The organism is Paenibacillus alvei DSM 29 (genome assembly GCF_000293805.1).
GTDB lineage: Bacteria > Bacillota > Bacilli > Paenibacillales > Paenibacillaceae > Paenibacillus_B > Paenibacillus_B alvei.
Genome location: NZ_AMBZ01000012.1, coordinates 22,005 through 46,023 on the forward strand (window position 1 = coordinate 22,005; position 24,019 = coordinate 46,023).

At 40.8% G+C, this 24,019-nt stretch carries 21 protein-coding genes and 1 pseudogene; 10 read left to right on the forward strand and 12 right to left on the reverse strand.

What is annotated here, in order from left to right; genetic code table 11:
* Positions 1 to 4: 4 nt before the first annotated feature.
* From pstC to PAV_RS27815, 3 genes are all read right to left on the reverse strand, one after another.
* Positions 5 to 931 carry a phosphate ABC transporter permease subunit PstC gene (gene pstC, locus PAV_RS27805; RefSeq protein ID WP_005551596.1) on the reverse strand — a complete coding sequence of 309 codons (927 nt, stop codon included), beginning with the start codon at positions 929 to 931 and terminating at the stop codon, positions 5 to 7.
* Positions 932 to 1,073: 142 nt separating this feature from the next.
* Entirely contained in the window at positions 1,074 to 2,072 is a 999-nt protein-coding gene (locus PAV_RS27810; RefSeq protein WP_005551597.1) for a PstS family phosphate ABC transporter substrate-binding protein, read from the reverse strand.
* A gap of 127 nt (positions 2,073 to 2,199) precedes the next feature.
* The gene (locus PAV_RS27815; RefSeq protein ID WP_005551599.1) at positions 2,200 to 3,324 is read right to left on the reverse strand and encodes a methyl-accepting chemotaxis protein; all 1,125 of its coding nucleotides are present in this window, start codon (positions 3,322 to 3,324) and stop codon (positions 2,200 to 2,202) included.
* Between the two features lie 436 nt (positions 3,325 to 3,760).
* Between PAV_RS27815 and PAV_RS27820 the strand changes: the two genes are divergently transcribed.
* From PAV_RS27820 to PAV_RS32835, 10 genes are all read left to right on the forward strand, one after another.
* A complete protein-coding gene (locus PAV_RS27820) occupies positions 3,761 to 5,122 on the forward strand; it encodes a cytochrome ubiquinol oxidase subunit I (protein WP_005551601.1) in 1,362 nt (453 codons plus the stop codon).
* Positions 5,119 to 6,171: a cytochrome d ubiquinol oxidase subunit II gene (locus tag PAV_RS27825; RefSeq protein ID WP_005551603.1), complete on the forward strand. Its 1,053-nt coding sequence runs from the start codon at positions 5,119 to 5,121 to the stop codon at positions 6,169 to 6,171. The genes PAV_RS27820 and PAV_RS27825 overlap by 4 nt, the downstream gene beginning before the upstream one ends.
* Before the next feature lie 107 nt (positions 6,172 to 6,278).
* The gene (cydS, locus tag PAV_RS37780; RefSeq protein WP_005551605.1) at positions 6,279 to 6,386 is read left to right on the forward strand and encodes a cytochrome bd oxidase small subunit CydS family protein; all 108 of its coding nucleotides are present in this window, start codon (positions 6,279 to 6,281) and stop codon (positions 6,384 to 6,386) included.
* Between the two features lie 451 nt (positions 6,387 to 6,837).
* Positions 6,838 to 8,442, forward strand: coding sequence for a polysaccharide lyase 6 family protein (locus tag PAV_RS27830; protein ID WP_157267326.1), 1,605 nt, complete (start codon positions 6,838 to 6,840; stop codon positions 8,440 to 8,442).
* Positions 8,443 to 8,816: 374 nt separating this feature from the next.
* Positions 8,817 to 9,203 carry a hypothetical protein gene (locus PAV_RS27835; RefSeq protein ID WP_005551609.1) on the forward strand — a complete coding sequence of 129 codons (387 nt, stop codon included), beginning with the start codon at positions 8,817 to 8,819 and terminating at the stop codon, positions 9,201 to 9,203.
* A gap of 337 nt (positions 9,204 to 9,540) precedes the next feature.
* Positions 9,541 to 10,680 carry a helix-turn-helix transcriptional regulator gene (locus PAV_RS27840; RefSeq protein ID WP_005551611.1) on the forward strand — a complete coding sequence of 380 codons (1,140 nt, stop codon included), beginning with the start codon at positions 9,541 to 9,543 and terminating at the stop codon, positions 10,678 to 10,680.
* 671 nt (positions 10,681 to 11,351) lie between these two features.
* Positions 11,352 to 12,485 carry a helix-turn-helix domain-containing protein gene (locus PAV_RS27845; protein WP_005551613.1) on the forward strand — a complete coding sequence of 378 codons (1,134 nt, stop codon included), beginning with the start codon at positions 11,352 to 11,354 and terminating at the stop codon, positions 12,483 to 12,485.
* Positions 12,486 to 13,123: 638 nt separating this feature from the next.
* Positions 13,124 to 14,257, forward strand: a complete 1,134-nt coding sequence (locus PAV_RS27855) for a helix-turn-helix domain-containing protein (RefSeq protein WP_005551617.1) — start codon at positions 13,124 to 13,126, stop codon at positions 14,255 to 14,257.
* Between the two features lie 1,070 nt (positions 14,258 to 15,327).
* The gene (locus PAV_RS32830; RefSeq protein ID WP_157267328.1) at positions 15,328 to 15,831 is read left to right on the forward strand and encodes a hypothetical protein; all 504 of its coding nucleotides are present in this window, start codon (positions 15,328 to 15,330) and stop codon (positions 15,829 to 15,831) included.
* Positions 15,822 to 16,337: an aspartyl-phosphate phosphatase Spo0E family protein gene (locus PAV_RS32835; RefSeq protein ID WP_005551621.1), complete on the forward strand. Its 516-nt coding sequence runs from the start codon at positions 15,822 to 15,824 to the stop codon at positions 16,335 to 16,337. Before PAV_RS32830 ends, PAV_RS32835 begins: the two co-directional genes overlap by 10 nt.
* Before the next feature lie 159 nt (positions 16,338 to 16,496).
* Here PAV_RS32835 and PAV_RS34995 read toward each other — a convergent pair whose 3' ends face one another.
* From PAV_RS34995 to PAV_RS27905, 9 genes and pseudogenes are all read right to left on the reverse strand, one after another.
* Positions 16,497 to 16,646, reverse strand: coding sequence for a hypothetical protein (locus PAV_RS34995; RefSeq protein ID WP_157267330.1), 150 nt, complete (start codon positions 16,644 to 16,646; stop codon positions 16,497 to 16,499).
* A gap of 411 nt (positions 16,647 to 17,057) precedes the next feature.
* Positions 17,058 to 17,261, reverse strand: coding sequence for an aspartyl-phosphate phosphatase Spo0E family protein (locus PAV_RS27865; protein WP_005551623.1), 204 nt, complete (start codon positions 17,259 to 17,261; stop codon positions 17,058 to 17,060).
* Between the two features lie 198 nt (positions 17,262 to 17,459).
* Positions 17,460 to 18,158 carry an ATP-binding cassette domain-containing protein gene (locus tag PAV_RS27870; protein WP_005551625.1) on the reverse strand — a complete coding sequence of 233 codons (699 nt, stop codon included), beginning with the start codon at positions 18,156 to 18,158 and terminating at the stop codon, positions 17,460 to 17,462.
* Positions 18,159 to 18,911: 753 nt separating this feature from the next.
* Complete coding sequence (locus PAV_RS27880) at positions 18,912 to 19,262, reverse strand: peptidase M16 family protein (RefSeq protein ID WP_005551629.1); 351 nt, start codon at positions 19,260 to 19,262, stop codon at positions 18,912 to 18,914.
* A gap of 47 nt (positions 19,263 to 19,309) precedes the next feature.
* The gene (locus PAV_RS27885) at positions 19,310 to 20,149 is read right to left on the reverse strand and encodes a M16 family metallopeptidase (RefSeq protein ID WP_005551631.1); all 840 of its coding nucleotides are present in this window, start codon (positions 20,147 to 20,149) and stop codon (positions 19,310 to 19,312) included.
* Between the two features lie 25 nt (positions 20,150 to 20,174).
* Positions 20,175 to 20,927: pseudogene (locus tag PAV_RS27890) on the reverse strand (YcaO-like family protein); the annotation flags it as partial.
* Between the two features lie 326 nt (positions 20,928 to 21,253).
* The gene (locus PAV_RS27895) at positions 21,254 to 22,243 is read right to left on the reverse strand and encodes a YcaO-like family protein (protein ID WP_157267333.1); all 990 of its coding nucleotides are present in this window, start codon (positions 22,241 to 22,243) and stop codon (positions 21,254 to 21,256) included.
* A 26-nt stretch (positions 22,244 to 22,269) separates the two neighbouring features.
* The gene (locus PAV_RS27900; protein WP_005551634.1) at positions 22,270 to 23,073 is read right to left on the reverse strand and encodes a nitroreductase family protein; all 804 of its coding nucleotides are present in this window, start codon (positions 23,071 to 23,073) and stop codon (positions 22,270 to 22,272) included.
* Positions 23,066 to 23,932: an McbB family protein gene (locus tag PAV_RS27905; RefSeq protein WP_005551635.1), complete on the reverse strand. Its 867-nt coding sequence runs from the start codon at positions 23,930 to 23,932 to the stop codon at positions 23,066 to 23,068. Before PAV_RS27905 ends, PAV_RS27900 begins: the two co-directional genes overlap by 8 nt.
* Between the last annotated feature and the right edge of the window lie 87 nt (positions 23,933 to 24,019).

Genomic DNA, 24,019 nt, shown 5'->3' on the forward strand with positions numbered 1-24,019 from the left:
TAGCTTAGTACTCCTCCCTGAAGCGTCGTGCCACCCACAGCGCCAAAATATTGAGCAGGAACGTAATGACGAACAGTGTCATTCCGACAGCAAATATTGTTCCATACTCGATAGAGCCATGCGGTGTATCCCCCATACTAACCTGTACAATATAAGCGGTCATCGTCTGGATGCTCTCCAGCGGATTCCAGGTCAAATGAGGCGTAGCACCCGCTGCAATCGTTACAATCATCGTCTCGCCAATGGCACGCGAGAAAGCGAGCACGGCCGATGATACAATACCGGAGAAGGCGGCCGGAACGACAATTTTCAATGCCACCTCGAATCTGGTTGCTCCAAGCGCATATGCACCATTCCGCAAACTGCGAGGCACAGCCGACATCGCATCCTCTGATAAAGAGGAAACCATCGGAATAATCATAATTCCGACGACAAGGCCTGCACTTAACGCGTTGAACATCCCTGTTGAAGGGAAAATAAACTTTAACAATGGCGTAACAAACGTTAGAGCAAAATAACCGTAAACAATCGTTGGGATACCAGCCAACACCTCAAGAATCGGCTTCACCATTTTGCGAACACGACCGGGTGCATATTCGCTCAAATAGATTGCACTTGCAAGTCCAATCGGTATCGCAACTAGACAAGCAATGACCGTAATCATTAACGTACCGCCCAACAGGGGCAGGATGCCGAATGATTTCGGCGCTATTAACGGGCTCCATTTTGTACCGAATAAAAATTCTGTAATCTTGACTTGCTTCAAGAAAGAGAACGTTTCAGAAAAGAGCGTGTAAACAATCCCGATGGTTGTCACTACGGACAAAGCAGCACATAGAAATAAAAGAATAGGAACAAGCTTATCTGATAGATGCACTTTGCCGTTACTGAATGATATCGTCGTCTCTCGCTGCGGGAGATTACCCTGCATAGCCTTAACCCCTCTTTGCGTTCTTTTACAATTCGTTAACATTGACTTCGTGAAAATGTGATGTCTCCACCATCTGTTTTTGACGAGACATCACATTATACTGCAGGTTGTATGATGCTGATTTCGAAGCCTTTCCTTGTTCTTACTTCAACAGATTCAATTGCTCATCGTATTTTTCTTGCGGCAGAGCTACATAGCCTACTTCCTTCGCGATGCTGCCTACATTTTTGAGGTAGTACTCTACGAATGCCTTCACTTCAGGCTGTTCCAGCTTCTTCTTGTTCACATAGACGAAGAGCGGACGGGACAATGGAGAATAGCTTCCATCTTTAATTGCCTCTTCAGAAGGAGCGATTGCGCCTTTGCCGCTGTCAACGGGAACAAGCTTCAGCTTGTCTTGGTTCTCTTCGAAGTAAGAGAAGCCGAAGTAGCCAAGTGCGTTCTTGTCGCCGGATACTCCTTGCACGATTGCGTTCGTATCCGCACTGAATGTGATTTGCTTGTCATTGCGGCTCTCTTGCGCCTTGCCGTTGATTTCTTCTGTAAAGTAGTCAAATGTGCCATGGTTCGTGTCTGGCGAGTATATTTTAATGTCTTCCGCCGGCCATCCTGCACGAACATCAGCCCATGTTTTTACTTTGGAGTTAGGCTCATAGATTTTTTTCAATTCATCTGTCGTAATGTGGTCAACCCAAGTGTTGTCCTTGTTGACAACGATGGACAGGCCGTCATAGGCAACGGACAATTCCAAGTAGTCGATTCCTTTTTCTTTTGCTGCAGCCGCTTCTTTATCTTTGATAGGTCGGGAAGCGTTGCTGATTGCAGTTTCGCTGTTAATGAAGCGCTTGAAGCCGCCGCCTGTGCCAGCCGTACCTACCGACACGCGAACCTCGCTGTTCTCTTTGCCGAACTCCTCGGCGATTGCTTCCGTAATCGGATATACGGTGCTTGATCCGTCTATATCAATCGTGCCTGTCAGCTTCTCAGGGCTGGTTGTTTCCTTCGCTGCATTATTCGTTTCCGTCGTCGCCGCGTTGTTGTTCGCAGAAGCATCATCCTTCTTGCCGCCACAAGCTGCCAATACTACCGTCAACGCTGCTACGAGCGTAAGCATCATGATTTGTTTTCCCCATCTTTTCAAGTCAATCCACTCCTTTTGATCGTTTCCCGTTTGTTGTTGTATGCATTGTTGTTTGTCTCACATCTAGTATGTTAATGCCTGTTTGTTAAGACTGTTTGGTTTATTTGTTAACGGAATGTAAAAATCATTAATGCTGCGCAGACATTGACTGTAATTGTCGATTCGCCTCGTTCGCTGTCACAGCCATACGCGCCGCATATGCATCGACTTGATCCAAGCGATTGCGATTTTCCGCAATCGCGCGGAACAACTGCTCGAATTTGAACAAGGCAGAATTCAGTCCTTCAAGCGTTGTGTTCACTTCGGAATGGGCTTGATCGCCGGTTGTTATTGTAGCCGTTAATGCTTGCATCATCTGATGGAGCGTCTCATCAATTTGTTCCGTAGCGGCCTTCGTCAAGACAGCCAGCTTGCGCACCTCTGAAGCAACCACTTCAAATCCTCGGCCATGCTCCCCCGCCCGCGCCGCTTCAATGGATGCGTTCAGCGCCAACATATGGCATGAATCAGACCACGAACGAATCACGCTGACGGCATCCGCCACCGCTGCGGTATGATCTTTCAGTTCCTTCGTTTGTCTCGCCTGACTTTCCACTCGAATCGATACCTGCTGAAATGAAGCGGAGACTTGATCAAGCACGGTTTTCCCCATCAATGTCTCGTCGATCATCCGATCTGCATGAGATTTGCCATCTGCCGAGGCTTCGCGGACATGCTCAGTTTCCGTTAAGATACTGCTCAGCGCCCCTAGGGTGGAGCTAATGACTTCCGACTCCTTCTGCTTCGCTTCCATCCGTATTTGATTCGATAACGAAGACAACTGCTTCGATGTGAGAATTCCGGCATATTTGCCTGCACGGGTGACCACAATGCTGTCGTACATTCGTTCCTCCGCGCGCGACGCTGATAAATCCAACAATTCCTCTGTATCGATACCGCACTCTACGATGAGCGCATGCTTGTCCATTAAGCGCACAATCGGCTTTTCATAATATAGAGCCGGTGAGAAACGTTTGCTCATCTGTTCATGAAATCGCTCTCGCATGACAATGCCAAGCGGTTCAGCATGTTCATTCCCTATGACTAAGCAACGCAGCGAACCATCCTCTCGAAATCGATGATCTGCTTCTTCAATGGTTGTACTCGCATGAATGATGGGTGCGAATTGAATCAAATCCTCATATTCTCGCTTCACGGATTGCTTCTTCGCTTCCTCGCGTCTTCCTTCCATCTTCGTCAGCAGCATCGTCATAAGCTCCACTCCTACTCTAGTCCTGTAATCGGTCTTTAGTCCCAATGTAGCATGGGAATGTTAATGCTGCCATATTGCGTGTTTTAAGATTTTGTAAAGGGAGCAGCCGAGATCTCTTTTCATTTTTTGTGAATAGAGTCACAACGAAAAAAGAAGATAAGACTAACTTTCACGATTTCATCATAGACATCGAAAAAACGGGCATCATTTCACTAGGAGTATGGATTGCGGATCACATACTTCGAGGGCGACCTCTATGTATATAAGGAAGGGGAGCAATAATGGAATCTGACAAGAATCATGTTGCAAAAATAAGAAAACAAGAAAAATACTAATCATTACATGCTTTGTTGTCGGCACTATTATGCTGCTGTCCTTTCTGCGGCGGCTATTCTGAACGTCAGGAATTTTAATTTAGAAGGAGTGTTGACCTTACATGCTCACCTATGATCCAGTTGTCTACAGCCGAATCCTTACCGGGCTAACACTGTTCGTACATATCGTTTATGCCACAATTGGCGTTGGAATGCCGCTTATGATCGCGCTTGCGGAATGGATCGGGATTAAGCGCAACGATTCTTACTATCTGCTCATGGCACGGCGCTGGGCTCGCGGCTTCACCGTTACCGTAGCTGTAGGGGTTGTAACCGGCACTTGTATCGGTCTGCAGTTGAGTTTACTATGGCCGAACTTTATGAGAGTTGCAGGACAGGCTATCGCGCTCCCCTTATTTATGGAGACATTCGCCTTTTTTGTGGAAGCGATATTTCTCGGCATCTATCTGTATACCTGGGATCGCTTCAAAAATCGCATCTATCACTTTCTGCTGCTTATCCCGGTAGCCATAGGGTCTTCCGCTTCCGCCTTCTTCATTACCTCGGTAAATGGCTTTATGAACGCGCCGCGCGGATTCGATCTGGTCAACGGCAAAATGACAAATATCGAACCCATCGTAGCGATGTTCAATCCGGCAATGCCTACTAAAGTTGGACATGTTCTGGCTACGGCCTATGTAACCTGCGCCTTTATTACGGCGGCGATTTCTGCGCTGTCTCTGCTTCGCGGCCGTACTCATGCGTATTACAAAAAAGCGCTTCGCATGTCGATGGTAACCGCGCTCCTATTCTCTGTCGCTTCAGCCGTAATTGGCGACTTTTCCGGCAAGTATTTGCATGAGTACCAGCCCGAGAAGCTCGCGGCTGCGGAATGGCATTTTGAGACGAAGCCCCATGCCGAGCTCGTCTTCGGCGGCATCCTTACGGAAAAGAATGAGGTGAAATACGGATTCCGCATCCCTTATGCACTGAGTATTTTGGCGGGCGGCACGCCCGATACCGTCGTAAAAGGCCTAAATGATGTTCCCGTCGAGGAAAGGCCCCCGCTGAAGGCGTCCCATTATTTCTTCGATTCCATGGTATTCATCGGCATGTATTTGACAGTCGTGTCCCTATGGTATGTCATCTGGTTCATGCGCAATCGCAGGCAAAGCCTGAAAAAACCGCATAATCGGTTGTTGTTAAGAGCAGTAGTGCTCGGAGCTCCGCTTGCGGTATTGGCGATTGAGTTCGGATGGATGTTCGCAGAGATTGGCCGCCAGCCATGGATTCTATGGAAGGTGATGACCGTAGCCGAAGGCGCGACGACCTCGACGCACGTGGATACGATGCTGTGGCTGTTCACCCTGCTGTACCTCTTGATTACCATTACTGCGATTCGTGTGATCATCCGCATGTTCAAGAGCAATCCTGCAGAGGACGAAATTAAAGCACTTGGCTGGGAAGGAGGAGGGAAGAAATGAGTTACGAATTAGTCGGCATTACCGTTCTATGGATATTCCTGTTCGGCTATTTGCTTGTCGCCTCCATCGACTTCGGAGCAGGCTTCTTCAGCTATGTCAGCACCGTGACCGGCAAGCGCCATATCATTCATAATGTGATCGAGCGCTATTTGTCTCCTGTATGGGAAGTGACAAATGTATTCTTAGTCTTCTTCTACATCGGGTTGGTCGGGTTCTTCCCGGATACGGCTTATTATTACGGAACAGCATTGCTCGTACCAGGCAGTCTGGCGCTTATCCTGCTTGCATTGCGCGGCTCCTACTATGCCTTTAGCACATACGGGATGAAGAGCAATCGCATCTATGTGTTCCTGTACGGCGTAAGCGGATGGCTCATTCCCGCAGCGTTGTCCACTGTGCTCGCGATATCGGAAGGCGGGTACATTACGGAGGAGGCGGACGGCAGCATCTCCTTCCAGTTCCTGAGCCTATTTACGAACATCTATCCATATTCGGTTATCGTGCTTGCTCTTGTCAGCGTACTGTATATTTCCGCCATGTTCCTGACCTACTATGCTTCCAAGGCCGAGGATGAAGCAGCGCTCAACATTGTACGCAAATATGCCTTACTGTGGTCCGCTCCCACCATATTAGCCAGTTTGTTCGTATTTTACGCCATTCAGGGGCATAACGCGGAACACTTCAACAATATGATCGATCGTGCATGGATGTTCGTCGTGTCCTTCCTGTTCTTCGTCATCGCCGTCTATTACGTATGGAGAAGACGACATTACGGCCTTGCCTTTCTGTGCGTCATCTTCCAGTTCGGATTCGCATGGTTCGGCTATGGTTCGGCGCATTTGCCTTATGTGCTCTACCCGTATATCAATGTGTACGAGCACGTCACGAATCAGGCTATGGCTTACGCGCTAATCGTTGTATTCATCCTTGGGCTGCTCATTCTGCTGCCATCTCTGTTCCTGCTCCTGCGTTTGTTCCTGTTCGATGCGAACTATGTGAAAGGGATCAAAAATGGGAAAGGCGGACGTTCCGGCAAGAAGCACATCTAAGAGGATGAAGAAGCGAATATGTAATTCATACGAAGCTATGTAACGGATGAAGCGGCAGGTATGTATGTCGTGCAGTGCCATGTTGAATAAAAAGGAGCACCGAACAGATGAATCAATTTTTAATCTTTTATGCCCCGTTCATTATTGTCATTGCTTTCGTGATTGTCCTATTTTATTGGGGTTCGCGGGTAGACATGAATGAGGATGATATTTAGATCGCTGTCTTTAGGCAGCGTGTTCCAAAGGACCTTGCTGCCGTTCAAGCAAGGTCCTGTTAGTAAAGTCATGCTATCATGAGCATAATGGCATTAAAAAGTTGACTTCTTAATACATCGGCTACGCAATTGTAAGACAGTCCAGAAAGGTGAACAGACACAGCCTTGCATAACAAAGACTCCTCAAAAGATAAACTGTCCCTCATGTAAAAGACATTTTCAAAAAAGTCTAGGCAGATGGAAGAAGATGATCTCTGTATTCAACAGGGGTCATCTTTTTAAATTCCATTGATACCTGTAGTGGTTGTTTTTGTATAATTGTATACGCAAACCGTCCGTTACCAGTTGATCCAATATCCGTAACTTTTAATTTTTCGCCAAATTTCAAGATCCTTTTATACCAAAAATAGGTTATATTTAGAATGCTGGATTACAATTTTATACAGAGGTGATGGTATTGGTGAAACCTAGTAAAGTTAGACAATTATTACTTATGACCTTGTTGTCAGTAACCTTGCTTCCCGTAACAAGTTATTCGTTGGCGGAAAATCAGGCAGCCGGTGACCCGCCCACAGTAACAGACGCCGTTTATAACGTTGCGCCTGAATCGGAGGTATTATCGAGTCTAGCATCGAGGGTAGTAAAAGTGTCGAACTCTTCACAGCTAGAGAAAGCAATTGCCCAGGCCACTCCAGGGACAACCATCGTATTGGCAAATGGTACATACACAGGAAGCAAAGCGCTGCAAATCAGTGGTAAACATGGGACGAGTAATAGTCCGATTACGATTAAAGCCGCAAACCGTGGGCGAGCGATTATTGCGGGTGCTGACGTGTTACACATTGTCCGTTCATCGTATATTGTCGTTGAAGGTCTGAAAATTACGAACACCGGAACTGCCGACCGCAGTGTAGCGGTTCAGCTTGATGGCTCGAACCATATTCGACTGACACGCAATACGTTTACCGTTCCTGCAACTGGAAACAAGACGATCTGGCTGGAGATCAAAGGTGAGAATAGCTCTGACAACCAGATTGATCGCAACGATTTTAACGGAAAAAGCGATCCTGGACCAGTAATTGCTTTTAGTGGATTTATTAAGGGAACTAATAAACAAATCTCTCAGCGTGACGTGATTGAATACAACCATTTCCGTAACGTTACGTATTCTGAAGCAAACGGCAATGAAACGATTCGTCTTGGAATATCGAAGATTTCCTTATCCAAGGGTGAAAACAAAGTCCAATACAATCTATTCGAAAATTGTGACGGCGATCTAGAGGTGGTGTCGGTAAAATCAGGCGGAAATGAGGTCAGATATAACACTTTCATAAATAACCGTGGCGGATTGACATCCAGACATGGCCACAATAACAAATTTTACGGCAACTTCTTCTTTGGAGATGGCGTGAAGGAGAAGGTACTGGGCATTCGGGTATATGGAAATGATCATGAAATTTATAACAATTATATGGAAGGCATAACAGGTGATGCGATATTTCTGGACAGCGGCAAGTATGACGGTGGAACAGATGGGAAACCAAAGAATCCTACAGATGAAGATTTGAGTTCCCAATGGCGAGTGTATCGTGCAACAGTCGTAAATAACACCATTGTTAATAGTAAAGCCGGGATTACGGTCGGTTCAACGAATACGACTAAAAAATACGCCCCGACTGGAAGCTGGGTAGCCAACAATATCGTCGCGAACAAGACGGGCATCTTATATCACGAGCCTATCAGCACCGACACTGTCTATAAGGGTAATATCGGCTATGGAAGCACATTGAACAATGCGTCACGCGGCCCTTCTGAAATATTAGCCAAAGACCCAGATTTTATCATTTCGGAAGGCTTGCATAAACTATCTGCCAAGAGCCCTGCGATAAATAAAGCAGTCAGTGACAAGCAGCTTGAAAAGCGAGTAAAAGTGGCAGATGATATGGATGGTCAACCACGCTCGAAAACCGATGTAGGAGCGGATGAATTTTCGGATGCGGCTAGTAGTCGCAAACCGCTTAAAGCATCTGATGTGGGTCCAAACGCACCGGAATAAACGGGATTTAGGAATGGACTTACTTTTATAAAAAACAATGATTGTGTCGCAACGAACCGTTTCCCAAGTAAACTGTCCCCCATGTAAAGGACATTTAAAAAAAGTCTAGGCAGATTAAATAAGATGATCTCTGTATTCAACAGGGGTCATCTTTTTTAAATTCCATTGATACCTGTAGTATCCGCTTTTAAAACACACTTTTATTAATAGGAAAATAACAACAATAATTACTTTGAATAATGATTATATATTCCCAAACAATGTTGACATAATATATTATTATAGGTAATATAAGGATAGTTCATCATCCATACGCAGAGTTATTCTACTAAAAATGGTTAATTAAACATATCATTTTGTTGGGAGGTAATACTATGTTGAAAGGGCTTTCTGTTTCAATCCTTGCAGCAACTACATTGTTCTCTGCTGGTTCTGGTGCAGTTCTTGCGGAGCCGCTTCAAGCCTCTACTGTTGAGGCAAAAGCAGTGAGTCAAGCCTCAAGTTATGTAAGCACCAGAATTCTTTGGGGACCAGTAGCCGGTGCTTCTTATTATCGGGTTGCCATCAGGGATTTGAATTCCAACCAACGAATTGTTGTCGATCACCAATATAAAACTTATTATGATGCAACTAACCTGACACGGGGTAATCAATACAGATTTTGGTTTGGTGCATATGATAATGATGGTAGATTGATAGCTCAAGGTGAAACAATCGAAACAGTGTATGGAAATAAGTATTTCACTATTCCCCGTAAATAATAAGGATTTGAACCTTGTTGGCCTCAAGTCTCTCAAGATTTGGTTATATTAATTATCTTTTTCAAGGTAAGAGCTGTGGAAGTACTTCCACAGCTCAAATTGTTGAGACATCGTTTCGCGATGTCTTTTTTAAGTACATGGAGTTGATTATTTCTCTTTATCTTAATACTACCTCCCTGATATGTGAACTTCCCCCAAATAATTTCCCGAAAAGCATTTTCCATTTCCAAACGTCCGCAACTTACCTATGATTTTGCAACCCAAACATTCCCATTCGACAAAAACCATGGTAAAATATAGGGAATTTCGATTGAAAATGAGAGAAGGTGTATTCAAGATGGCACAGATATTGTCCATCGGTGAGTTAATACATCGTTATAGACGTAATAGTGGAATGACTTTAACGCAATTAGCGGAATCTTCGGGCATCCATATAGGCACAATATCCAAAATTGAAAACGAATACGTCAAAAGGCCGGAGTATACGACGCTCCGTCCGCTTGCCGGAGCCTTACAAATACCGTTGGATACAGTTATCGAACTGTACATAGGCATTGACAAAAGAGCAGATACCCTCCTGCATGTAATGCAGGATGTGATTCAGCATTTAGGCTCCGCCGAGCTGACGCGAAAAGTAGGTGCCAAATTCTTGGAATCGCCCAGCGACGAAAGTTACTCCTTAGTCGAACGTCTATATGAATTCACATCCACCGTAGAACACAAGGAAATTCGCTTGGCCTTGTATCAATTGATTGTTGACTACTCACGTGACCACGGTATTATGCCGTTTCTGGCAAAAGGATTGTTGCAAGTATACTTAATAGAACGGGACAATTTTGCTCGGCTTCGAGATGTATATGAATCTTACAAACATATCGAGATGTACGCGCATTTTTTGAGTGCAGAAGATCGCATCATGTTCTACTATAAGCTGGGGATTCATGCTTTTAATTTATATCTGTATCCACAGAGCATCGAGCTTGCCCATCATGTGATTCAGGAAGCTAAGCCTGACAATGAGTACTACGTTCACGCACTCTTTATATTGCGGGAGGCATATTTCCATATTGGGAATTATGACAAGTCCGAATATTACACTCACCTTTATTCACAGTATGACGGCCCTTACATCAAAGAAAATACGCTGCTGATGAACGCACTACTAAATGCCAAGAAGGGGAAAACAGATGTAGCGGTAGCCCAGCTTACCTCTTTGTTAGAAACGTGTGATCAGAATACAGCTCTTTCTGCTTTGAATCAATTAATGATTATTTATTTGCAAGAGCATCGATTACAAGAAGCCAAAGATTTACTTTCCTATCCCATCGACCCGCAACACATCATTTACAACAATCCCAACACAATTTCACAACTAGCTGAATATTATCACCATCGTGCGGAATACTTCTCATTGCTGGTAAATTTGAGGGGGGAGTGTCCGAGTTGCTTGGAGGCGCGTTTTACGTTTCATAAGTGAACCTTATGCTTCAAGAAAAACATTGCATTCTACTAAATCATGAAAAGTATTGCCTCAAAATAATACGCTGGCTATCCCAATATAAAAGTAATGACGAAGTACTGTAAACGAACGAATTAGAAGTAAAGCGTTTCATGCCAAAAGCATACATTGCTCTTCTGAATGATGTAGTTATTCGGGAAGCTGCGATGTCTGCTTTGTTTGGTAACAATGATAGAATTGGTTCATGGTAGCCTATTTATTCGTAAGTATTTCATTACCGTTAATTAATTCTAGAAACTTCTCGAGAATGTGTCTCACTTTAAAAGTTGGTCTCCTTTTTCCAATTATTGGGGTAACATAATTTTTGTAGGTTAGTGAGTAATGATAACGGACACTCCCCTTGGTAAAAGCAACAAATGTTATCATCCCCTTAAGGTAAACAAGTGCTTAAAATGAGCAAATGTTTACTTGAAGGTTTTTTATGGGAGAAAACGAAAGACACATTTCCAATAAAATGTGTTTACTGCGTACGAATCATTTATGAGTGAACTGTCACACTTGGCTTTATAATCCGTATATCTAAATGCCCTACAACTTACCTATGATATCACATTCCAATCATTCCCACTTGGCAAAACTCGTAGTAAAATACAGGCACATGATTGAAAATGAGAGAAGGTGCTAACAGGATGGCACAGATATTGTCCATCGGAGAATTAATACACCGTTATAGGCGCAATAGCGGAATGACTATAGCGCAATTAGCAGAATCTTCGGGTATCCATATAGGCACAATATCCAAAATCGAAAACGAATACGTCAAAAGGCCGGAGTATACGACGCTCCGTCCGCTTGCCGGAGCCTTACAAATACCGTTGGATACGGTTATCGAACTGTACATAGGCATTGACAAAAGAGCAGATACCCTCCTGTATGTAATGCAGGATGTGATTCAGCATTTAGGCTCAGCCGAGCTGACGCAAAAAGTAGGTGCCAAATTCTTGGAATCGCCTAACGACGAAAGTTACTCCTTAGTCGAACGTTTATATGGTTTCACAGCCACCGTAGAACGTAAGGAAATTCGCTTGGCCTTGTATCAATTGATCGTTGACTACTCACGTGACCACGGTATGATGCCGTTTCTGGCAAGAGGACTGTTGCAGGTATACTTAATAGAACGGGATGATTTTGCTCGGCTTCGAGATGTATACGACTGTTACAAACATATCGAGATGTACACGCATTTTTTGAGTTCAGAAGATCGAATCATGTTCTACTATAAGATGGGGATTCATGCTTATAATTTATATCTGTATCCACAGAGCATCGAACTTGCCCATCATGTGATTCAGGAAGCAGAACCTGACAATCAATACTACGTTCATGCTCTTGGTATATTGCGGGGGGCTTACTTTCAAATCGGGGATTACGTCAATTCTGAATATTACACTAACCTCTACTCACAGTATGATGGACCGTACATCAAAGAAAATACATTACTAATCAAAGCACAGCTTCATGCCAAGAGAGGAAATACAGATTTGGCGATAGCCCAGCTCACTTCTTTGTTAGAAACGGGTGATCAAAACACAGCTCTGTTAGCTTTGAATCAATTAATGATTATTTATTTGAAGGAGCATCGATTACAAGAAGCCAAAGATTTACTATCCTACCCTATCGACCCACAACACATCATTGACAACAATCCCAATACAATTTCACAACTAGCCGAATATTATCATCATCGAGCGGAATACTTCTCGCTGTTGGTAAATTTAACGGGGGCGTGCCCAAGTTGCTCGGAGACGCGTTTTCTTTCATAATTTCCTTGTGCATCTAGAAAAACATTGCATTTTTACTATATCATGAAAAGTTATTTGACTAAAATAATACGCTAACCATCCCAATAAAAAATAACTGACGAGGTCCTGCACTGCAACGAACTAATTAGAGAAGAGATACAGTGAAGCGTTTCGTGACAAAAACATATATTGCTATACTGAGCGCTGTCGTTATTGGGGAAGCTGCGATGTCTGCTTTGTTTGGTAATAATGACTGAATTGCTCCATAGTAGCCCATTTGTAATAGTATTTCATTTCCGTTAGTTATTTCTAGAAACTCCTCGAGAAGGTGTCTCACTTTAAAAGTTGGTCTCCTTTTCTCTATTATTGGAGTAACAACATTTCTGTAGGTAGTAAGTAATGATAACGGACAACTACCCATGGTAAGAGCACCAAATGATATCATCCCCTTAAGGTAAACTAGTGCTTAAAATGAGTACCAATGTTTACTTGGAGGGGATCATTTATGTGTGAACTGTCACACTTGGATTTACAATCTATTTTTATCTAAATGTCCGACAACTCACCCAAAATCCCCCGATCCAAATATCCTCATTCGACAAAAACCATGGTAAAATTATAGGTAAATGTGATTGAAAATGAGAGAAGGTGTATTCAAGATGGCACAGATCTTGTCCATCGGAGAATTAATACATCGTTATAGGCGCAATAGCGGAATGACTTTAACGCAATTAGCGGAATCTTCGGGCATCCATATAGGCACAATATCCAAAATCGAAAACGAAAATGTCAAAAGGCCGGAGTATACGACGCTCCGTCCGCTTGCCGAAGCCTTACACATACCGTTGGATACAGTTATCGAACTGTACATAGGCATTGACAAAAGAGCAGATACCCTCCTGCATGTAATGCAGGATGTGATTCAGCATTTAGGCTCCGCCGAGCTGACGCAAAAGGTAGGTGCCAAATTCCTGGAATCGCCTAACGACGAAAGTCACTCCTTAGTCGAGCGTCTATATAGCTTCACATCCACCGTAGAACGCAAGGAAATTCGCTTGGCCTTGTATCAATTGATTGTTGACTACTCGCGTGACCACGGTATTATGCCGTTTCTGGCAAGAGGACTATTACAGGTATACTTAATAGAACGGGACGATTTTGCTCGGCTTCGAGATGTATACGACTCTTATAAACATATCGAGATGTACGCGCATTTTTTGAGTGCAGAAGATCGCATCTTGTTCTACTACAAGCTGGGGATTCATGCTTATAATTTATATCTGTATCCAAAGAGCATCGAGCTTGCCCTTCATGTGGTTCAGGAAGCAGAACCTGACAATGAGTTCTACGTTCATGCACTCTTTATATTGAGGGGTGCATATTATCAAATCGGAGAATATGATAAATCCGAATATTACACCCACCTTTATTCACAGTATGATGGTTCTTACATCAAAGAAAATACGCTGCTGATGAACGCATTACTTAATGCCAAAAAGGGGAAGACAGATGTAGCCGTAGCCCAACTTACCTCTTTGATAGAAACGTGTGATCAGAATGTAGCTCTGTTAGCTTTGAATCAACTAATGATTATTTATTTGCAGGAGCATCGATTACAAGAAGCCAAAGATTTACTTTCCTACCCCATCAACCCACAACACATCATTGACAACAATCCCAACATGATTTCACAACTAGCTGAATATTATCACCATCGAGCGGAATACTTTTCGCTGTTGGTGAATTTGAGAGGGGGGTGTCCGAGTTGCTCGGAGGCTCGTTTTCTTTCATAATTGAACCATGTGCGTCTAGAAAAACATTGCATTTTACTAAATCATGAAAAGTTATTTGACTCAAAATATTACGCTGACCATCCCAATATAAAAAATAACTAACGAGGTACTGCAAACGAACCAATTAGAGAAGAGTTGCAGTGAAGCGTTTCGTGCCAAAAGCATACATTGCTCTTCTGAATGCTGTCGTTATTCGGGAAGCTGCGATGTCTGCTTTGTTTGATAACAATGATGAAATTGCTCCATGGTAGTCTATTTATTCGTTAGTATTTCATTACCGTTAATTAATTCTAGAAACTCCTCGAGAATGTGTCTCACTTTAAAAGTTGGTCTCCTTTTCTCCATTATTGGAGTAATAACATTTTGTAGGTAATGAGTAATGATAACAGACATTACCAATATAGTAAGTGCACCAAACCAAATGATATTATCCCCTTAAGGTAGGCAAGTGCTTAAAATGAGCACTAATGTTTACATGGTGGGGATTTTTTATAGAAAAAAACAGAAGAAATATTCCAATGAGTTTAAGCGAAAAGCTGTAGCTATGTATCTCATACAAGGTACGGGGTATAAAACCATTGGCAAAGAGCTTGCATTTGGAATTCAATAGTATAGCTCTGAGTACATCATTACCGAAACGAAGGATCAAAAGGCTTGTAGAAGGGGATCCAAAAAGCACATGATTTTTCTACCTTTCAGAAAAAGAATTGTTCCAGGTAAAAGACTTAAATAATATTCTTCCAAGAAAATGTTTAGAATGGAAAAAAGCGTATGGATCATTTATGAGTGAACTGTCCCATTTAGCTTGACAATCCATCATATCTAAATGCCCGACAACTTACTTACTTATATCCCAAATCAAAACTTCTCCACTCGACAGAAACCAGTACAGTTCGATAACCGTATCCAACGGTATGTGTAGGGCTTCGGCAAGCGGACGGAGCGTCGTATATTCCGGCCTTTTGACGTTAGGCATTGAAAAAAGAGCAGATACCCTCCTGCATGTAATGCAGGATGTGATTCAGCATTTAGGCTCTGCCGAGCTGACGCGAAAAGTAGGTGCCAAATTCTTGGCATCGCCTAACGACGAAAGTTACTCCTTAGTCGAACGTCTATATGAATTCACAGCCACCGTAGAACGCAAGGAAATTCGCTTAGCCTTGTATCAATTAATCGTTGATTATTCGCGTGATCACGGTATTATACCGTTTCTGGCAATAGGACTTTTTCAGGTGTACCTCATCGAAAGGGATGACTTTTCCCAGCTCCGTTCAGTGTATGTTAGCCGCAAATATATCGTGGAATATGCACACTTTCTAAGTTGCGAAGAAAGAATCGTTCTGTATTACAAATTTGGTGTTCACGCATTTAATTTATTCTTATATAGAGAGAGCATTGATCTCTGCCTTCATGTCCTCGAAGAAGCAGATGCAGACAATTGGTACTACATCAACGCACTTGGCATATTGCGCGATTCTTATTTCTATCTTGAAGATTACGACAAGTCCGAATATTACTCACTACAATATGAAAAAACGACTACCCGCATATCAAGGCGTATTCATTGCTTATAAAAGCATCATTAAACGCCAGAAAGGGAGACTCCGAAGTAGCTATCGAACAGCTTAAGCACTTTCTGAAAACATGCAGCCAGGAGGATGCACTTCTAGCAATCAACCAGTTAATGAAATTATATTTGCAGGGCAACCGATTTGATGAAGCAAAAAAATTGCTTACATATCAAATTAATCCACAAACCATTATCACAGATAACCCCAACGTAATTTCTCAGTTAGCCGAATATTATTATCACCGAGCTGAATATTTCATTTCAGTTGGTGATCTCCACAGAGGAATATCTGAATTTCTGGAAAGTGCATTACAATATACAAAAGTTAATGATATTGAACGGGAGAACGAATGCATCAATCAAAATAAAATTAATAGGCTTAGGCAAGATTTGATTAATCTTGCAAATAAAAATGAAAACCTCACTGATGAAAATGTAGTTCGAATAACCCAGAAACTGGATATTTATATACTGGAATTTCAAATGAAAAACATGAAAAGGGCTACATAGAGAATTGGTTCAGTATGATAGATTTGCAGTCTATCCTCTATCCTTCCTATCTGAAAAGATAGCATGCATTAATTTGAAAATACCGCAGAAAGAGGATCTTTAACACCAACAGTAGGCAGGGGATTTCGTACAGCCGATTCATATTTCATCTTCCCTATTTCACACGGCATTTGACAGGTAGACAAGCTCCTCTTCAATCAACAGCCCGACCCGCTTCATCTTGGCGGAATCGATTCGTATCGCGATATGGTGCAGCTTGCGCGCACCGCGGCCATTCGCGTGTCCCCCCGTATACCTTCGATGGCGCATTAGCCCGGTGGTACGCTAGATTAGCCCATGCATACTTACCTCTCTGGAGCAAAATGAACGCTAACGACGCGATTGAACCGACCGAATGGGATGTGATGGATATCCGTTACGGAACCTTCACCAAGGAGTCGTAGATATTCAAGATTGATCCGGCATCGGGCTAGCTATCGATTAGGAAATGCTCAGCCTTTCCCGCTGGGACGGATCGCGTTATCAGTAGCTGCATGTGAGCCTTCCCTTTGCTTGCAATAAAAAAGGGCGAAGCACGGCTTCGCCTTTGTCACAATCCGTTTCTAATTAGAAAAAATCATACTAAGAGATATGATAAGCGCAAACATACTAAAATTACAGTCCATAAATGTCGACACTACTTGTAAGTGGAATTGAATATATCCGAATTCTTTGCGCCGCTCAACATTCCTTTATATAGATTTTTTGCTTTTTTGAAAGTTTAGATTTCTGATACTTCACAAGGTAAATGTCCAATTCTTGGCTTAACTTCACAACCGTTTCATCAATGAGGCTCTTTTTTTCCGCTGCTTGCACCATTTGCTGCCGAATGGTTTCTATTTTGCATATCAAATATTCGGATTCGTCCCATAAGAGTAGAGACACAATAATCGCCCCTCCCTAATCATTTGATAACTTCATTAGAATAATTACTTCTGGTGCAAATTTATCACGAATTTCCTCCTATCACGTGATCTTAATTTTAGGAAAATCTACAAAATAAAACTTTTTTCAACAATAAAAAAGGATCCCTGCCATAAGGATCCTCTTGGTTTTCTCAATTTCTAAACTCACCTTAACGCTTTACAAAGATGTTGCTAAATCGAACGCTTGATCCGGGTCGTCGGTATCATGCATTTCCAACCATTTGTCAATATTCCCTTCATAGCGGATTTTCCCTTTATGAAGAAGGATCATGTGGCAATCCAGATGCAACAGTTCGTTCAATTGGTGCGTGGAAATGACCACTGTCTTTTTCTGTGCTACCAAGTGATTAACTAGATTGAAAATCCTTTTTCTTGACGTCGGATCGACTCCGCTTGTCGGTTCATCCAATAAATATAATTCCCGCTCGATTTGTGTAATCATCATAATAAACAACCATTTTCGCTCGCCAACCGACATTTTGCCGATTTTCAGATCCCACAGCTTCAGCAATAATTCCTTTGCCCTTTCATCGTCGGACTTCAGGTAATCCAAGGGGTTGGAGTTTGCCCGTTGATTGCCGATCCGCTTTATAAACTTCAGAAAATCCTTCCCTTTCAATTCCGGAGAGAAAAAAACTGATTGTGTAACGTATAAAATATCGTCCATCCCGGGAAAATCCATATTTCCTGATTGCGGACGCAAAATGCCGGAGATACAATCAAACAATGTTGTTTTTCCCGCCCCATTCGGACCGACTAACACATTAATTTTGTCCGGATGCAATCGAAAACTGACATCCTCAAACAAAACCCTTTTTGCTTTCTTGTATGTAAAGGTAACATGTTCTGCCTTCATACCATCCCTCCTATCTTCCTTATCTTTGTACATACGAGATAAGGTTCATTTTTTTGAACGATAGCGCACCAACGAGTAAATAGAGAAGACCAACTGCTATTAGCGAAAAATGAACCGTACCAAAGCTAATAGCCTTATTCATTTGATATATAAAGCTAAACGGGTTTAATAGGTTCCAAATCGAGGATACATGTTCTTCTTTAAAGGCTAAAATAAATAATGGGTATAAAATGATGTTAATTACGGTACCAAGATTGCCGATTTTGAGCGGAAGTACGGTTAGTAAAAGGGTAAAAAGCCCGAAAGGGATGCTTAAGCATGTTAATACAATAGATTGGACAACGAGATCAAATGAAAACACATGAAAATAAAGTCCTACAATTAGATTATAAAGCGATAGACTGAGCAGACTAAATATGATCTGAGTCAGAAAAGTAGCGATAACAAATGGAGTTTTACTCCCGGAGATTAAGACGTACGTCTTTAACAGCCCATATTCTCGCATTCGGGCAAGCTGTAATCCAATTCCATTTACAAACGATGCAATGACAATATAGCACCAGAACCACTTCATGTACCAAATCTTGCTATCATAAATAGATAGACTGTCCGTGGTACTTTTTTGAAAAAAAGCGTAACAACTACGGGAAGTGCCACCGCCCACAGGAAAACAACCTTCTCTGACAAGAGGATTTTTAAATTCAAGACCGTAAATCCATAAATTTTTTTGAACATGATTTCACTTCCTTCTCTTCAATTCGATAGGAGTATAGAGTAAGAAGGCTCGTCGTGGAGTTGGTTACTTGCAAAAGCATTCAGGTTTTCGACCGTTAATTCTTCAAATAATGCAAAGGATTTATCAAAATCAAATACATCAAAGTATTTTTCTGTTTCTATGCCTAATAGCAAGCGCTTACCCGATTCTAGCATTCGGTACTGATTATTTTCCGAACTGAATACCATATGACTCTTTATTGTATTGATTGCTCTCAAGAAATCACCGTCAGGAATCCCTTTCTGAACCACATGGTATATCGTACTTTTAAAAACGCTAAGAACTCTATCCATGCCATTCTTGGATGGACTTGAAAGTTTAAACAGCAATACCCCTCCTTCTTTATATAAAACAGGGTTCGCATGTAATGAATATACTAGTCCCTCTTCGCAACGCATTTTTTTGCTAAGACGGATCTAGAGCCTATCCCGAGTATTTGGACAAGCGTCAATAATTTCACGATGTCCTTATGTAAATAAGAAATTGTTGGGTAACCGAAGCAAAAAAAGTTTTTGATATGTCCGCCTGTAAATGATTTCCTCGGCTGTCGTGATAATAAGTTCTGGAATCGAACGTTTATTATTTTTTGTTTTTTTCTAATGTTGCTTATGATATTTTTTATTTTCTCAACTTGCATATCGCGATTTACGTTTCCTGAGATTGAGATTACCATTTCTTCGGTGGAAAAATGTTCATCGTAGTATTGTTCCAAATCAGTGGTTGTAAATTCTTTTATATTGTCTTCATAACCTAAAATATCCATCGAAAGCGGATGCCCATGGAACATCGTTCTTATTAAATTTGACTGAACCGTTTCATAAAAATTATCTTGATATCTGGCTATTTCACTTTGTATAACTTTTCTCTCCGTTTCAAGATGTACCTCTATAAATTGAGGATTAAGTAAAATATTATTCAATAAAATGTTTGTTACCCGAATGCAATATTCAGGTAAGCATTTAGAGTATACACATAGATACTCCTTAGTCGTAAATGCATTTATGGATACGCCATTATCTTCTAACATTTCCACAACTGGGGCACCGTTTTTTTCTTGTTTTATCAATAAATGCTCAATAAAATGAGAGATACCGCTATTTGATTTATTCTCATATTTAGAACCCATTTTCAGAAAAAAACCTATAGATACGCTGGTTGAGCTGGGCATGTTATCTAGAATAAGACGAACACCATTGTCGAATCTGAATGTTTCCATAATTCCCCCCCAAAAAACAATTCCTTTACGGAAAAGGAATCATTCGATTTTGATTTGGAAATTGTGATTGATCTTTATTAAATCTTAGCCTTGATTCTTCTTCCGTAAATTTTTCTGGATACATATGTGGATAACCTGTTGGAGAGAAAACCTTAATAATTTTTGAAGAAAAACCATTATAAAATGTAGGGATATATACTCCGTAAGGTGAGAGCGACAAGTCTTCTGAAACGGTTTTTATAATCTCGGAAACCTTTTTTGTCTGGCCAGTTTGCTCTATTAATTTTATGTTAAAGCTCTGTCCCCCCCATAAATAAGAGTATTCCTCTTTCATCTTTTTAGGAGATATTCGATTATAATGACTCTTATAAAGGCCATCATTTCCATTTACAACGTACTCTGCATACATATTAACATTCGCTTTTGTCCACTTGCGTCCAAAAGTTTGGATTGCCTCTTCAAGTGCCCCCTTAACGGCATCCTCAAATCGAAAACCAGCCTTCAAACCTATTGTTTTATAATATTCGCCAACGCCAAGAACTAATATAACCGGTATATTCTTATGAAGAGATATATCGAAAACAAATAGTTCATCAATAAATCCTTTTAATTTACCAATCAAAAAATGCACTTCTTTATTCGCTATTGCATCCGTACGGACCCACTGGCCCGCCGACTTTGTAAGCCAATTGTAGATCAGGCTTTGCCTCTCAAAGAATTCTAAAAATGCCGAGTATACTGCGTCAATAGAATTGACGTGCGATGCTAACCCGCAAGAATCAGTGAAAAACTCTTCACTGTTAAAAAAATTTTGTTTTTTCTATTTTATATTTTTGTCCTGTTATCAAATGAAAGGATGTTAAGTACTTTGTTTTCTTGTAAGGATCATGAGATACTGATTGACGTTCTATCCATTCTCCAATCGCAGATTTTATTACCTGCTTAAATCGAAAGTGCGCATTATGTCCACTAGCTTCCGAGTTAGTACTTGATTGAACAAATACTTGCTTCGTATTATTCAAAAATATTGACTGGTCCACAACCCACAAGTCACCAATAAATGGATTCCCTTTTTATAGTTTTTTACTAGCACAGTACACCTCCTTATACGACCAAACATTCTGGATAAGACTCTAAATTCCTAGTTGTCAATTTAGTAACATGTTTGTTAATATCACAATCCAAATTAATAAGTCGCTTACTAGGAATATGATTATACAAATTTGATGAATAAACTTTCACACAATTCAAGTAAGGAAACGTAGTGTTTTTCAAAAAAATCACATGTAAATTATCAATCCACTCCGGCAAATATTCGGTAATTTTTGTATATATTGTATCTGAAGAAGGGAAAATTGTACAATCAGCAATTGAAAAAGAAGACAGATGCTCAAGAGCCCTTTCATTTATGCTTTTACTATTGATCCCATTTTCATAAATATCAGTTCTCTGCAATTGCCATTTCAACAGGTACGCCTCTCTAATCGAGTGATTTAAAGACTCTTCAAAGCTACATGATGCCGCCACACCACTGGAAACGATAATATTATTTTTTACCACAATACTTATAATTACTATAATTGGTGCGAAAACGTCATTTTTGAAGATCATTACTTTACAATCTTCCAAATTTAATTTCTTATAATATAGATTATCCTCAAACAATATATTAGGAATAATGCTTCCAATTTTCCCATACCAGAAAGTAAATAACGCATTTTTTTCGAGTAATTCTAAAATAGCTTTTGTAACTGCATTAAATGAATTGTAATGAGCAGCCGTCCCTGTAGTGTCGATAGCTTGCGTTTTATCCGATCTATAGATGGTCCGTTCAAAGGGTAAACATGAGGGTTTCCCACTAATCAGTTCAAAGGTAGGTACCATATTGCCGATAAGTGGATCCCCCCCTGCCATTAAGGATTTTCTTTCCAAAGATTCCGAAAATGCTTTATATAAAGATAATCGTTTCGTTTCACTTATAGCATTACATCCTGTTGGACTGATATATTGATTTCTGATGATACTACCGAGATACAAAAAAGATTTATAATCTTTACCGTTGATAAATCTGTTCTCTGGTATATTAAACTTCAATTGATCTCTAAGTATGTACAGTATGACTAACTCATCCTCCCAAACCACTGTATTAAAGCTACAGGGCATATCCTTGGATTTAAGCCTAACAGGTAAGTTAATGCATTATCATCAAATCCGGACCAACAAAGATCCCCTAAAGATTGATTCAAATCCAATATTGACTCACGTAAAGATTGAGCCATGGTTCCGACCTCTATTAATGCATGCCTGTACCCTCTTCTTTTGTATTTTGCTATTGCTCTAGGGATATCAATGGCATATGCTATAAAATAATTTGAATACATTCTCCTTTCCCACGAGTTTATTGTTCCTTGTAAGGATTCAAAATCTTCATCGCTCCATTGTTTAATTAGTTTTATAGAATTATGCTTATTGTCATAAATATATGATCCTCGCGGATAATTAGTATTGTCCCCTTCTAAAATAACTAGGACCGGAAAAACAGGGTAAAGTCCTCCTCCAGAAGGATAACGTTTGGATGTAGATTCAGCACTTCGACCAAATGATAAATGAAGAATTTGACTCAGAAGGGATAATCCAAGCGGCTCATTAAGCTTAAAGCTTCTAATACTTCCTTGATGATTAATCTTTGATACCGGTGGCAGATGAACTTCTAATTCAAAAAAATTGGGTACAATGTCGGTATTCTCGACCTGATTAAGCCATAGAAGCACCTCCTGATTATATGGAGAAATGCTGCTACCGTTTTTGACCATTGTAGAACTCTGATGAAATTTCATTACATCATTGAACGAATGATTGTCCATAATTTTATAAAGCATCAAATCCCAATAATCACTTTGATTCGTGATAACATACTTATTCATAACAATCACACAACTCCCAGTGGATACTGATATCTTTAGCTATCTTTTTGGTTTGCAAGTCATACATGATCGAATAATTGATATCTTCCAGTGCTTCATTAGAAAATAAGGCATTTCCTTTTGTACGGAATATCAACTTATCTAAATAGTTAAAAATCATCGTTACAATAGAATAGATATCAATTACATTGAGTGAAGTTTCCACTTGAAAGTTGGGTTCTTGATTATAAAGCAAATCTATTAAATTCTGATAAGTAAGTTCCCCAAACTGGCTGGTCCGTAATTGAGATTCAATGTGACCCATATGACATAGGTGACATGGCTTCTTCCATTTATGACAATACAGTGAATCAATGTAAAAACTATTATTGTATGTATATGTCATCAACAACAAGTTCCCATTCTTTTTCGTTTCGGATACAATTTCTGTTGCCAGTTTTTTATCATAAGGATTTAAAAATATAATATTTAGAAGATTGGAATTTTTAGATCCTAATGGGGAATCTACTACAGAAAAATTAAGATTAAAATCTGAGAAAAAATTGCTCATATGCTGCTTAATATTATGTGCAACGGCTCTGTTATTTGTAAAAAAATGAACAGTAGAGACATTGAAGCTATATTGTATCTTGTGTTGAATAATTTTATACTTAAGCAAAAATTCAATGGATTGATCACAGTATTCTCTAAAGTGTTGTCTGATTCCACCTTCAGAAAGATCGGTGTTAGTCTTTGTATCAAGAATTTTAATCCAATCCTTCATTTGCTCATTATTAATCATCACTATACCAGCTTGATTTTGTACAACGATATCACCGCTAGGCAATTCATGATAAATGAAGTTTCCAACTGTATACAATTATTACTCACCCCTTATTCAAAGTTGTTCTGATACTCTCCATACCTTACTGCTTAGAGGCTGCATAAAATCACAGCCTCTGTTCCT

Coding starts and splice junctions, on each gene's coding strand:
- pstC (WP_005551596.1), bottom strand. CDS start 931: ATGCAGGGTAATCTCCCGCAGCGAGAGACGACGATATCATTCAGTAAC.
- PAV_RS27815 (WP_005551599.1), bottom strand. CDS start 3,324: ATGACGATGCTGCTGACGAAGATGGAAGGAAGACGCGAGGAAGCGAAG.
- PAV_RS27820 (WP_005551601.1), top strand. CDS start 3,761: ATGCTCACCTATGATCCAGTTGTCTACAGCCGAATCCTTACCGGGCTA.
- PAV_RS27825 (WP_005551603.1), top strand. CDS start 5,119: ATGAGTTACGAATTAGTCGGCATTACCGTTCTATGGATATTCCTGTTC.
- cydS (WP_005551605.1), top strand. CDS start 6,279: ATGAATCAATTTTTAATCTTTTATGCCCCGTTCATTATTGTCATTGCT.
- PAV_RS27830 (WP_157267326.1), top strand. CDS start 6,838: ATGGTATTGGTGAAACCTAGTAAAGTTAGACAATTATTACTTATGACC.
- PAV_RS27835 (WP_005551609.1), top strand. CDS start 8,817: ATGTTGAAAGGGCTTTCTGTTTCAATCCTTGCAGCAACTACATTGTTC.
- PAV_RS27840 (WP_005551611.1), top strand. CDS start 9,541: ATGGCACAGATATTGTCCATCGGTGAGTTAATACATCGTTATAGACGT.
- PAV_RS27845 (WP_005551613.1), top strand. CDS start 11,352: ATGGCACAGATATTGTCCATCGGAGAATTAATACACCGTTATAGGCGC.
- PAV_RS27855 (WP_005551617.1), top strand. CDS start 13,124: ATGGCACAGATCTTGTCCATCGGAGAATTAATACATCGTTATAGGCGC.
- PAV_RS34995 (WP_157267330.1), bottom strand. CDS start 16,646: ATGCGCCATCGAAGGTATACGGGGGGACACGCGAATGGCCGCGGTGCG.
- PAV_RS27870 (WP_005551625.1), bottom strand. CDS start 18,158: ATGAAGGCAGAACATGTTACCTTTACATACAAGAAAGCAAAAAGGGTT.
- PAV_RS27885 (WP_005551631.1), bottom strand. CDS start 20,149: ATGGAAACATTCAGATTCGACAATGGTGTTCGTCTTATTCTAGATAAC.
- PAV_RS27900 (WP_005551634.1), bottom strand. CDS start 23,073: ATGAATAAGTATGTTATCACGAATCAAAGTGATTATTGGGATTTGATG.